At 42.6% G+C, this 12,389-nt stretch carries 9 protein-coding genes; 1 reads left to right on the forward strand and 8 read right to left on the reverse strand.

Annotated features, from left to right (window positions below):
- Nucleotides 1–6 precede the first annotated feature (6 nt).
- The 7 genes from C505_RS0116100 to C505_RS0116130 form a co-directional block, all read right to left on the reverse strand.
- Complete coding sequence (locus C505_RS0116100; protein ID WP_026318030.1) at nucleotides 7–768, reverse strand: substrate-binding periplasmic protein; 762 nt, start codon at nucleotides 766–768, stop codon at nucleotides 7–9.
- A gap of 78 nt (nucleotides 769–846) precedes the next feature.
- Nucleotides 847–2,064 carry a Na+/H+ antiporter NhaA gene (nhaA, locus tag C505_RS0116105; protein WP_018693665.1) on the reverse strand — a complete coding sequence of 406 codons (1,218 nt, stop codon included), beginning with the start codon at nucleotides 2,062–2,064 and terminating at the stop codon, nucleotides 847–849.
- A gap of 80 nt (nucleotides 2,065–2,144) precedes the next feature.
- Complete coding sequence (locus C505_RS0116110) at nucleotides 2,145–3,146, reverse strand: DUF4340 domain-containing protein (RefSeq protein ID WP_211215089.1); 1,002 nt, start codon at nucleotides 3,144–3,146, stop codon at nucleotides 2,145–2,147.
- 10 nt (nucleotides 3,147–3,156) lie between these two features.
- Nucleotides 3,157–4,986: a GldG family protein gene (locus C505_RS0116115; protein ID WP_018693667.1), complete on the reverse strand. Its 1,830-nt coding sequence runs from the start codon at nucleotides 4,984–4,986 to the stop codon at nucleotides 3,157–3,159.
- Nucleotides 4,987–4,995: 9 nt separating this feature from the next.
- The gene (locus C505_RS0116120) at nucleotides 4,996–5,730 is read right to left on the reverse strand and encodes an ABC transporter permease subunit (RefSeq protein WP_018693668.1); all 735 of its coding nucleotides are present in this window, start codon (nucleotides 5,728–5,730) and stop codon (nucleotides 4,996–4,998) included.
- A 1-nt stretch (nucleotide 5,731) separates the two neighbouring features.
- Nucleotides 5,732–6,652 (reverse strand): ABC transporter ATP-binding protein, encoded by a 921-nt coding sequence (locus C505_RS0116125; RefSeq protein WP_018693669.1) that lies wholly within the window; start codon nucleotides 6,650–6,652, stop codon nucleotides 5,732–5,734.
- 208 nt (nucleotides 6,653–6,860) lie between these two features.
- The gene (locus tag C505_RS0116130) at nucleotides 6,861–9,701 is read right to left on the reverse strand and encodes a TonB-dependent receptor plug domain-containing protein (RefSeq protein WP_018693670.1); all 2,841 of its coding nucleotides are present in this window, start codon (nucleotides 9,699–9,701) and stop codon (nucleotides 6,861–6,863) included.
- A 247-nt stretch (nucleotides 9,702–9,948) separates the two neighbouring features.
- Between C505_RS0116130 and C505_RS0116135 the strand changes: the two genes are divergently transcribed.
- Nucleotides 9,949–10,878: an ABC transporter substrate-binding protein gene (locus C505_RS0116135; RefSeq protein WP_018693671.1), complete on the forward strand. Its 930-nt coding sequence runs from the start codon at nucleotides 9,949–9,951 to the stop codon at nucleotides 10,876–10,878.
- Between the two features lie 69 nt (nucleotides 10,879–10,947).
- Here the strand turns inward: C505_RS0116135 and C505_RS0116140 are convergent, their stop codons facing one another.
- Nucleotides 10,948–12,372, reverse strand: a complete 1,425-nt coding sequence (locus C505_RS0116140) for a solute:sodium symporter family transporter (RefSeq protein ID WP_018693672.1) — start codon at nucleotides 12,370–12,372, stop codon at nucleotides 10,948–10,950.
- Nucleotides 12,373–12,389: the final 17 nt, after the last annotated feature.

A 12,389-nucleotide genomic window follows, 5' to 3' on the forward strand; every position in this document is an offset into this window, starting at 1 on the left:
AGTCTGCTATTCCTTTTTGGGGCTGGTGATGCCGTACTTTTTCAATAAAAGTTGTAATTGACCTGTTGTTGTAAGCTCATCAATAAACTGGTTCATCGTTTTTACATCAGGAATCGATTCAGGCCGAAGCAGAATCGTAAATTCATAAACCTGATCGTATTTTTTTGACTCCATGAGCTTCTCGGCTTTAAGTGGTTGGCGCATTTTGTAGCGTTCGAGATAAGATTGAGTCACCACAGCAATGTCTCCGCGGTTTGCTAATATCATGTTGATACTGTCCCGATTGCTTGCTGTTGTTTCTATATTAAAATTCTTCTTTAGAAATTGGATATCACTGTTGAAGTTGGCAAAGCCATAGTGATAACCGAGTATCCCAATGATCCGCTTTGTGGCCATGTTGTCGAAGTAGTTTTGCTTTTTCCCGGGGGTTGCCAGTGTGATATAGACTTCGCCACCTTTGTGGAAAACCTGAGTTGTGACAATAGATTCTTTCTCCCATCCCCAACGTGCCATTTCAAAAAAGATCATATCAAACTGGCCTTGCTTGAGTGCTCGATATCGACGATTTGGGGATGTAAAGACGAATTGAAAATTATATTTTTTCTGGTGTTCGTTGAGTAGAGCAATGAGATCAGGAGTGATCCCTTGGATATGACCTGAGTCCGATTGTTCGACGTAAGGAGGAAACAGGTAGCCGCCGACTTTGACATCCATCGCGGCGTATACAGGCAGGCTCAGAATACAGGTTAGAATTAAGAAGAGCTTCACATGCTTCCTCGTTTAGAATCAATCAGGATATCAATACGATATCTACAGAAAGATTCTAAACGATAAGCAGAAATTGTGTTAGTTGATCTCTTTGTTTAATGCTTGCCTTAAGACGAGATAGCCCACGATACCAGAAAGAATTGAGCCCATTAAGATCCCAAGTTTGTCTTGGAATAAGAAGTTATCTCCAGTTTGCTCAAAGGCAAGACTGGCAATAAATAAACTCATCGTAAAGCCAATACCACAGAGGAAGCTCACACCAAATAAACTGCCCCAGTTCATATTTTTGGGTAATTGGGCTAGCTTCAATTTCACGGCAACCCAACAAAAACCAAAAATACCAATTGGTTTTCCGAGAAATAAACCAAGCGCTATACCAAGTGGAACCTGATGAAGCAAACTGTCTATTGTAACCCCGCTTAGAGCAACACCAGCATTGGCGAAAGCAAAGATAGGTAATATCGCGAATGCAACAACACCATGTAGGTTATGCTCTAACTCTTTGAGTGGAGACCTATCGGGGTGATGTATATCTTTGATTGGAATAAACATCGCGAGTAAAACACCAGCTAAAGTCGCATGTACACCAGACTTGAGAAGAGAAACCCATAAGATGACGCCAACAAAGATATAGGGCGAGGTTGTCATGGTTTTTCTTCGGTTAAGAAACAGTAAGAATGTAAGACAAATGATTGCAGAGATGAGTGCAACCACAGATATTTTGTCGGTATAAAACAGTGCGATGATAATAATTGCGCCAATATCATCAAAAATAGCAAGTGATGTTAAGAATAGTTTGAGTTGAATCGGCACTTTTGGCCCAAGCAACGTTAAGATACCAAGCGCAAAAGCAATATCAGTTGCGGCTGGGATTGCCCAACCATTGATCGCTTGGGGATCGTTGTAATTAAAAGCGACATAAATCCCGGCTGGAATCGCCATCCCGCCAACGGCCGCAATACCTGGCATCACGACTTGTTCGGGCTTGGATAGTTCGCCTTCCATGACTTCACGTTTCAGTTCTAGCCCGACTAAAAAGAAGAAGATAGCCATGAGTCCATCATTTACCCATAAAATCAATGGTTTGGATATCTGGAATGTGCCAATCTGAACAGCAACCAGTAATTGGTTAAAATTATCATATAAGGTGGATAATGGAGTATTTGCGGCAATGATCGCAATCACTGCGATCGCCATGAGTAAAATCCCTGAGGCAGACTCCAGTTGGAAGAAGCTTTTTAATGCATCGGAAAAGCCATTACTTTGTCCATTGGAATTGGCGTGTTTCTTTTTCATGTGGTATTTCAGTTCTTTGTTTACGTCTCTATGAGTAAGCCCCGCTTAAGCAGGGCGTTGTTATCAGTGGGTAAAATTGATCACTCTTTTGCTTCTTCTAAAGGCTCAATAAAGTCTTCTTTCTTTTTATTTAGCTGCGAAAAATTAAAATTACTGAGTTCATATCCCCACTTTTGCCAAAGCTGACTTTGACTTTTATAGTCCCCACTTCCTTCCGTTAATAGCGCGAACTGGGCAAGCTGTTTTTCATCCTCTGTTTGGAACAACTTGATTTGGAATCGAGTACCATCAAACAAGCCAAGTTCAAGCTGGTTAACGGATGTCGCATTATCCCAGATTTTGTCTTCCTTTTTCACTATTTTATCAAAATTTAAATCTGCAACGTTCCGGGGGAGTGCATCCAATACACTGTCGTATTTTAGCTTCATACCCGTTGCCATTCCATCCAATACAAACTTATCTTTATCTGATAGCTTGGTGATAGCAAAACTGTCTGACTTCACCCATTTCACATCCTTGAGAGCAAAATGAAAAGGTGTGTTATCGATCCAGTCTTCAGGCTTTTCCGGACGCTGTATCACTTTATCAATGAGCCAGGTTTGATGCTCTTTTGCAAATCGGACATATTGTCCGCTCCCGTTTTTTGCATTCAACCCCAGAAGAATCGGAGGGGATGCTTCACTGCCTTGATATAAGTCAACTTGCATTCCCTGACTTTGAGGGTTTTGAATATCTCTAAGGCCGAGCTTTTCAAAGTACTGTTTTTTCGCTGTTTTTGGCTCAACCTTTTTCGCGGCTTTGATTGTACTGACGAATTTTCTTAAAGTCTCTTTATCTGCGGGGTAGTTATCTAGATTCGTGATCAACCAGTTTTCGCCTTCCTTCACAGCTTCAACGACGAGCGCTTGATTTGCACCCGTAATTTTAAGCTTCGTCAAATCGGTTGAGGCTTGATTGAGCGTTGGATAGAGTTGCTGGTGGGCTAATTTTTCGATACCAGACTTTTCCTTTGTGAGTAATAAGCCTGTTCCACCTAAAATAGCCCCAACAACGATAAGACCAAGCACCGTTTTTTGCTTCATCATGATCTCCTTATATCACCTGGCGGTGGCGAATTTGACGTGCGACAAAAATAAGAAGTAATGTCAACAAGCAAGGCATGAAAGCGATATTGATAAACTTCAGCACAGTCCCGAGTGCATCGATATCTTTATCCAGCTGATGGCGCACTTCACGCAGTTCTTTACGGATCTCTATCTTTTCTTTCAGGAATGCCTCAATTGTTGACTCTTGTTCTGGTGTAAGTACCAAAGCTGCCCCTTCTCCTTGTTGGGTCTGAAGGTCGCTCAGTTTACTTTCGGTTTCTTTTAAACGTGCTTGTAGTTCTTGCTCTTTTTGTCGGAATTTCGCTTCCGCATCTAATGTTAACTGATCGACAACTTCAAATGGCCTTGCATATCGTCCGCGTGCGCGGATATTAATGAGTGCAACGCTGCCACTTAAGTTCTCCACAATATTGGTCACTAAATCACTATTATTTGCAAATGGTACCAGAATAGGGGAGCCGAAGAAGTTATTCCGATTGACCCAAAATCGATCTGAAAGAATATCCGTATCCGCGACGATAATTGCCTGGAAGTTGTCTGCTTCAGATTGATGTGATGCAGGATCAATTCCCTCTGGCGGGTTTTCGAAGGCAGATTTGATTGGCCCACTCACGCGTGCGGCAAGGGTATACTGGGTATTTGCATCCTGAAACTCAGTCAGTAATGCTTGCGGATCTTTTGCAGAGCTTGTGTACTTGCTGCTGTCCATCAGGCTTGAGTGAACGGATGACATGACGAGAGGTTCAAAGTTTGTTTTTGAACCTTCAAGCTTCGACAGTGAGCCAAATGACGCACCATTGATCAATTCCAAACTTGCGGTAGTGACATCCTCTCTATCAATATTATTATCAGACAGCCCTAAGTAACCGATATGACGACCAGAACCGCCGTTGGGAAGATGAATTTCCAGCCCTGACTCAGCATCGACAACGATTTTTTCCGGGTCGTAAGCGACGCCCCATACTTTGAAGAGTTGAGCGAGGTTGGAACGGCTGGAGATCCCCATCGCACTTGGTGATGATTCCGCATTGGGATCAACAAATGCAATGACTTTTCCACCTTTGAGGACATATTGATCGATTGCATACTGAAGTGCTTCGTCGTAATTCTTCGGGTGAACCAGGACAAGTACATCTGTTTTTTCAGGAATAGCTGCATTCTCTTTTTCGAGCAACTCAACCTGATACAACTGCTGAAGTTGTTCATAGATAGCCCAAGCGGGATCCATTCGGCCAGTCATTCGATTTGGTCCGCCCTCTAGCGGTAAATCAGAAATAAAGGAAATCTGGACGGGTTTTGGATTGCTCAGTTTATAAATGAGCTTTGCGATTTCATATTCAAGAAAACTTTCCTGTTGTGGATCAAAGAAAGCAATCGTTTCTCTGTCATCTAAGCTGTTCGTGCCACCAAGACCAAAATACAGACTATCGCCCGCAGCACTAAGCTTCACGCCATTCAGTCCAAATTCATCTGCTTTATCCTCTGATTCAGAGAATGGCTCAGGGTCAATGATTTGCAGGTTAATATGGCCATTTGAGGCAACTTCGAACTCTTCGAGTAAGGATTTTACACGTGAGGCGTAGTTTCGAATCCCAGTATATCCTTCTGATGTTTTATCGGAGAAAAAGAAATACAGATTGATCGGCTCATCAATATCCTGAAGAAGCTTTTTGGTTGCATTCGAGACTGTATAGATCTGGTTCTCAGTCAAGTCGACTCTGACTTTATCGAATAAAACGTTATTCAGTAAAGCTGCACAAAGGAAGACAAAAGCAATTGCGAGGAGACCAAATGAATTCGTGATTTTGTTTTGCATGTTTGTCTCCTATTGTGCTTTTTTCTGTTCAATCAAAACCAGTCCTGCGTATAGCCAAGACACAATTAAGATCATGAAATAACCAACATCTTTTAAGGAAATGACACCTTTTGCCATCGCATCAAAGTGTTCGATAAAGCTGAGGCTGGCAATCGTATCGAGCACAATGCTTGGCACCCAACCTTTAAAGGCTTGCAGGACAACAGATGTACCACTTAAAACAAATAGAAAGCAAACAACAACGGTCAGAATAAAGGCTATCACTTGGTTTTTCGTCATCGCGGACATACAAATACCGATAGCCAAGAATGCACCAGACATCAGCCAACTACCAAGATAAGCGGCAAAGATAACCCCATTGTCCGGGTTGCCTAAGTAATTGACGGTGATCCAAAGCGGGAATGTTAAAATTAGGGCTAAGCCGAGTACACTCCACGCAGCAAGGAACTTGGCAACCATTGCTTGCATGGTTGTAATGGGTAAAGTCATCAGAAGCTCAATCGTGCCTGACTTACGCTCTTCCGCCCATAAACGCATGGCCATCGCTGGCACAAGGAACAAGTATAACCATGGATGGAAATTAAAAAATGGGAGCAGATCGGCTTGACCTCGTTCGTAAAAATTCCCCAAATAAAAGGTGAATACGCCGCTCATGATCAAAAAAATGATAATAAATACATAGGCAACCGGCGTCGAAAAGAAAGAGCTGAGTTCACGCCGAAATAAAATTTTAATCGCATTCATCTTATGCACTCTCCGTCATTGTTAAATCGCGAAAAACATCGTCCAGTCGACCTCGTTCTGCGTAGATGGAAGCAACGGACCAGCCGTCTTTTTCTGCCATTTCAATCACACGTTGGTACAAATGATCCTCTTCAGTTGGAAACACAGTCGCCCTTTTTCCATTGATCTGAATTTCTGACACCTGCTTTAATTGCTCCAGTGTGTTAAGTGGTGGGATCTCACCTAAAAACTCAAGCGTGACGGCCTGATGATGCCGAGAACGTGCCTCCAATTCATCTGGTGTCCCGTCAAAGAGCATCTTTCCTTCGCTAATAATGATGGCGCGATTGCAAACAGCCGTAACTTCTTCAAGGATGTGAGTAGAAATAATCACAATTTTATCTTTCGAAAGATTTTGGATGAGTTTACGTACCTGGTGTTTCTGATTTGGATCAAGACCATCTGTTGGTTCATCCAGAATAAGCACCTTTGGATCATGAACAATGGCTTGTGCAAGGCCAACCCGGCGTTTATAGCCTTTGGAAAGGTTATCAATGGGGCGATTTAGTACATCGTGCAATTCGACACTTTCAATGACACTTTTAAGTTTTTGCTTTTTGTCTTGACCTTTTAATCCTCTGATCTCAGCGATGAAATTTAAAAAATGTGCGACAGTCATATCGCCATAGGAGGGTGCTCCTTCTGGTAAATAACCAATCAATGGCTTGATTTCATCAAGTTGTGAATCAATATCGAGACCACAAATACTGATGTGTCCAGCACTGGCATCCAGAAATCCTGTGAGCATTTTCATTGTGGTGGACTTTCCAGCACCATTAGGACCTAAAAAACCAATCACTTCTCCGGGTGAGAACGCCACCGACAATTGGTTGACGGCAGTAAAATCCCCAAATTGTTTTGTCAATTTGTCGATCTTTATCATGAATTTTATTCCTTAACTTGTTGACCGATCGTTGAAGCTCTGAAAAGTGTATTTTTTCATACACAATTTTCAAGGGGTGTTCATGCTAAACTCACGAAATTATTCAATTTCTGATGAAAAAATATGCTAACGTGCTCTTTGACTGTCAAGAAAAGCAAGTGGACCAGTCATTGATCCACTTCAATTGGCCCACTTGGATGGAGGATACTTAAAGTTTTACCGTAAAACCAAGCAGGAGTCTTCTGCCGATAATATCGTAGTATCCGCGTCCGTAATAAACCGTTGGATGTCTTGGTGGTGCTTTATCAAGCAGGTTTAATATTCCGAATCGCATACTGATCGTATCATCCCAGTGATACTTTCCAGTCGCATCCCAGGTTGTATGTGATGGGATGTGATAGTAACTCTGTGTTTGCGGTGATTCGCCAAAATCTGTCACTGCGCTATGGCGATAGTTGGCCGCTAGAGTTGATTGTAAGTCCTCATAAAGCCAGATAACTTGCAATTTTCCTTTCCAATACGGGTCAGAATATTCACCTGCGTCTTCATTCACATCACTGGAGAAGCCTGATTCATTACTTGACCACTCATCGACATATGTTGCAATGAAGTTTGTTTCCAGTGAGCCCCAATTGCCAAACTCCTGAGTATGATTGATTTCAATATCCACACCTGAGGTTTTGAAGGAGGCAAGGTTGATCTCTCGAGAGTTAAAATATTCAATTGTATGATCGTTCGGATCACGTCGCATCAGGCCGCAAAAAGAGTTTGCGAGCGAGTTGCTTCGATAGCAGTTACGGACGATGGAGTTGCCACCAAATGATGTGATCGCGTTTGAGATATCAAAGTTCCAGTAATCGAATGTGATGGTCAAATCATTGATCCAGTCGGGTGTGTAAATAAATCCGATGGTGTAGTCGTTCGAAATTTCTGGCGTAAGGTCTTTGTTCCCCGTAATTTCTCCAGCCACACTGCTGCTCCAGCTTTGAGGTGGGATCCAACCTTCTGGTATGCCATCAGCCCGACAGTTTTTGATGAAATTTGCCCTAAATGGTCCAGTTTCATCAAGACGTTTTTGTGAGCATGGATCACTGATAGAGTTGAAGGTTTGTCCGCCTGGGTTAAATAGCTCAGAAATATTGGGTGCGCGAACAGACTTCGATCGATTAAGACGAAAACGCAACTGCTCGTTCAGTCTCCAGTTTAAACCGATTTTCCAAGCATCTTCACGGCCGGAGTTACTATAATCCATTATGCGGTATGCAAGTTCAGCGGTTAAGTCATCAACGAACTGAACATCATTCACGACTGGAACAGAGAGTTCCATTGAGGCTTCGCGAACACTTGTCTTACCAACGGTTGCAGCTGACTTATTCCCGAAAATCAGGTTGTTCATCATTAAATAGTCAGGCTTTGTTTCTGATTGCTCCTGACGCCATTCTACTCCGAATGCTGCGGTGATCATGCCGGATGGGATCTCGATAAGATCACCATCAATAAATAGGCCAGCAGACTCCTGCTTGGCTTCCGCCAGTCGAGTGACATCTGTCGAAACCCAATCAATTGAGTCTGTTGATGTGACATTTCGTCCGAATGGATTAAACGCAATGCAACCACTTTTTCTGGCTTCCTCATCTCTACAAACCGCTTTCCCATTCAAAATGATTGAATCTAAAGACTGGTCAAATCGTTCCGTCACGACCTGATTGTGCCAACTGGTGGTGTTTTTATTTCTTCCTTTTTGATAATAAAGACTGTAACCCCAATTTTCCGTGAGATTACCCTCAAAGCCTGCTGCAACTCGAAATAGCTTTCTGTCCTGTGCATATTCTCGCGCACCGAACTCTGAATGTGCACGATGTAAACTGATTTCAGAAAGATTATTTGCCTGCATCAATTCAAACATGTCTGCATTAATAAATGCATTATCAAGCTTGATGGTTTTCGCGCTGCTGCCTCTGTGGAACACAGGTGAGCTTTCACCATGTGCGGTCGATGTGGAATAGGTTGTTTCTACGAAGAGTTGGTGGTTTTCGTGAAGTTGGTATGTGAGATAAGAAGAGTAGACGGTTCTATCAAGTGGGGTCTTTTCAAAGCCGTCTTCAAGAAAGTCACTCCCATCCCCATTGCCAGTGTGCCAGCGATTATTGGAGGCTGAGCCAGGAATGACACCACTGCCAAAATCAAACGCTTTGAGCTTTCCATCTCGAGAGAATGTGTATTTTTTATCCCCAATATTAAAAACACCTTGCTTATTATAAAGTGTATAAAAACGACGGCCCGTAAATGTCACTCGACCTGGTTTGCCCCCTGAAGGGTTATCGATGGCGTAGACTCCGTCTCTTAAAAAATCACGGTCGTCATCACCGATTTCTTCTTGGGTAGCATAGTTAATGTTAAATAGTGCATTGCCTTTTCCATCAGCGAAATCAGAACCAACAGTAAAAGATAACTCTCTTTCTTCGCCACCGTCCTGTTCTGGCTCAACCATTGAACCAGTAACTTCTACGCCATTATATGATTTTTTTGTAATGATATTGACGACACCCGCAACGGCATCTGAACCGTAGACCGCTGATGCACCGCCCGTCACAATATCCACGCGCTTGATGAGTGCGGATGGAATGTTATTCAAATCAACACCGCCTGAGCCTGGTGAACCGCTAATAAAACGGCGCCCGTTTAATAACACGAGTGTTCTATCTGAGCCTAAACCACGGAGGCTTGTGATATTTAATCCGCTAGCAAAAATATAGTTATTACTTGTTGCAGGAGAGATACTGGTCGTTGAGGAAGGGATATTATTTAGTAAATCCCCCAAGTTATTGATGCCAGCACTACGAATGGCATCGCCGGAAATAACGGTCACGGGTGTAGGTGCAATTGCACCGAGTCGTTTCATACGTGAGCCTGTGATTTCTATTCTTTCTATATCCTCACTTTCTTCGGAGTCTTTTGTATTATCGGCTTGAGCAAGGGGCAAGAGCGTGAGAGAGCTTGTGAGAAAAAGCAGCTTTGCTGCAATAGGATTGAGTTGGATACCGCACATAGGCACACCTCTACTTATTATTATTTAAGCCATTGATATTAAATTTGAAGTTACTATGAGACAATCATCAATAAGTAGTGAATTTAATTGTAATTTAATATCAAAGCGTTATTTTATCCTTTCTGTTAAAACGGCATATACTTGAACGTAAGCCCATGTATTATCCGCTATAGGTGTGCTACCAGTGACGTGATTTATGAATTTCATAATACGAAAATATGTTAGGGATACTGCGAATCGCTTTTTTATGACACTCATGCTTTTGGGTGGACTACCCTGCGGTGCATCTGAGTTTGAAAAGATAAATGAAATCAAAATTACGATGAATGATTGGACGAGTCAGCGTGTCCTTTCGATTGTATTTGGAGAAATGCTGAAGCAAATCGCTTATCAACCTACTTACCATAAAGTCTCGGTGCAAAATCAGTGGGGCGGACTGACGAAAGGTCACCTACATGTGCAAATTGAAGTATGGCAGGCATCTATGGAGAAAAGTTTTGTTCCTCTTGTAGAGCAAGGGAAAATTCTCGATATGGGCGAGCATCCAGCAAAAACGCGTGAAGACTGGTGGTACCCTGAATATGTCGAGGCACGGTGCCCTGGTTTACCGGAATGGCGAGCGTTATTGAATTGCTCCCATATCTTTAAACGTCCCAACTCAAGAGGGAAGGGCGTCTATTTTACTGGCCCCTGGGACTATAATGATGCGGATATTATTCGCGCATTTAATTTAAACTTCACGATTATGCGTTTAAAAGATCAAGAAGAACTGAATACAAAAATCAGATTAGCATCCGAGAAAAAGACGCCCATTATGGCGATTAACTGGACGCCAAACTGGACAGATACGCGGATCCCGGGAAAGTTTGTTGAGTTTCCAGATTATCATCCTGATTGTGAAACTGACCAGAAGTGGGGAGTCAACCCACATCTCAAATACGATTGTGGCAATCCCAAAAATGGCTGGTTGAAGAAAGCAGCATGGCCTGGGATTAAAAAACATGCGTGTGTCATGCAACTATTGAAAGTCGTTGAATTTAAATCAGATATGCTCGCAGAGGCTGCAGCGTTAGTCATTGGAGATGGGATGAAAGAAGAGGATGCAGCAAAGCGCTGGATGGAAGTTTTTGAGATTGATATTAAGAAATGGCTCAATCAATCGGGATGCTATCAATAATTGCTAGGGATAGCCAAGAAATCAATAAGAAATGAGAAGAGCAAGCTTTTACTTGCTCTTCGGGTCATATTACTCAGATGCAGATTGCAGTATTTTGTTTTCTTGTTTTTGAAACACGAAACGGCTTAAGAATAAAGTTACAACAATGGTTGATGCTAACGTAATTGCCATTAAGTGAATAAAATGGAAGGGGCTGTTAACGAAGGTAAAAAATGCATACAAAGCAACACCAAATACCAATCCAATCTTAATTGCATTTGCATGGACATTTTTAAAAGCAATCGCACAGATAAATGCAGCTAAAACGGGCATCGAATACAAGCCGTTTAGCTTTTGTAGTAAGTCAATAATGCTCTTGGACTCTGCAAAATAAGGCACAAGTATGACGGAGATAATCGCAAAGACGAGAGAAAGGCGCATACCAATTTTCTTCACATCTGCTTTTGGGTTGATCAGGTTGAGGTGAATATCACATGTATACAGTGCAGCGGCAGAGTTCAAGCAAGAATTAAATGAGCTGAGTACAGCACCAGCAATCACTGCAGCAAAAGCACCAGACAGCCAACTTGGCAAAATATCACCAACTAGACGACCATAGGCAACATCACCAATGTCACCATATAGTTTGTAGGCAACGATACCAGGTAAAAAAACAATCGCAGGGATCAGGAGTTTCATTCCAACCGCAGCATAAAGACCTTTTTGTGCTTCTTCGACAGATTTGGCTGCTAATGCGCGCTGGGCGATGACCATATTGGTTCCCCAGTAGAAAATATGAATAAATACCATCCCTGTGAGCAAGGTATGCCAAGGAATATCAGATTGGCTATCACCGATGAGGGTAAGTCGGTCTGCGGGGATCCCAGATAAGTCCCAATGGATCGCGTTCATGGCTAATGCAGAGACGATTATTCCCATAATTAATAAGCCTGCGCCATTGAGTGTATCAGAAATCGCAATGGCGCGAAGCCCACCGAAGATGGCGTAAACAGAACCGACGATTGCGAAGATGACGGCAAGCATAGTGACTGAAATCTCAAGGCTAAACATGGATTTCATGAAAAGAGAGCCAGTGTATAGAACGACAGGAAGAAGAATGAAGGCATATCCAAGCATGAATAGCACAGAAACCATTGCCCGGATCCCTTTATCATTATATTTCTTCTCAAGTAACTCTGTCGTCGTGGTGCAGTTATATTTGTAGTAAATCGGAATTAACCATTTTGCGAGAATGATCAGGCCGACAGCAGCACCAAATTCCCACCAAGCGACAAGTAAACTTTGTGCGCCATTCATACCAACGATTTGTTCAGCACTGATATTTGTCATCATGAGGGAGCCAGCGACAACAACCCAGCTCAGGCCACCACCTGCGAGAAAGTAGTCTTTACTATCGTTTTGATGATGCTTTGCTTGACGGCATTTGAAATAGGTAATGAGTCCAACTAATGCTGTAAGACCAAAAAATATGATCAGCTGTATACTCTGTTCCACTGCTTCTCCTGATATCT

Origin of the sequence: Algicola sagamiensis DSM 14643 (assembly GCF_000374485.1) — a bacterium.
In the GTDB taxonomy this organism is placed as follows: Bacteria; Pseudomonadota; Gammaproteobacteria; order Enterobacterales; family Alteromonadaceae; genus Algicola; species Algicola sagamiensis.

Excerpts from the sequence above, each read along its gene's own strand:
- C505_RS0116115 (WP_018693667.1), bottom strand. The coding sequence starts at position 4,986 with ATGCAAAACAAAATCACGAATTCATTTGGTCTCCTCGCAATTGCTTTT.
- nhaA (WP_018693665.1), bottom strand. The coding sequence starts at position 2,064 with ATGAAAAAGAAACACGCCAATTCCAATGGACAAAGTAATGGCTTTTCC.
- C505_RS0116125 (WP_018693669.1), bottom strand. The coding sequence starts at position 6,652 with ATGATAAAGATCGACAAATTGACAAAACAATTTGGGGATTTTACTGCC.
- C505_RS0116120 (WP_018693668.1), bottom strand. The coding sequence starts at position 5,730 with ATGAATGCGATTAAAATTTTATTTCGGCGTGAACTCAGCTCTTTCTTT.
- C505_RS0116110 (WP_211215089.1), bottom strand. The coding sequence starts at position 3,146 with ATGAAGCAAAAAACGGTGCTTGGTCTTATCGTTGTTGGGGCTATTTTA.
- C505_RS0116135 (WP_018693671.1), top strand. The coding sequence starts at position 9,949 with ATGACACTCATGCTTTTGGGTGGACTACCCTGCGGTGCATCTGAGTTT.
- C505_RS0116130 (WP_018693670.1), bottom strand. The coding sequence starts at position 9,701 with ATGTGCGGTATCCAACTCAATCCTATTGCAGCAAAGCTGCTTTTTCTC.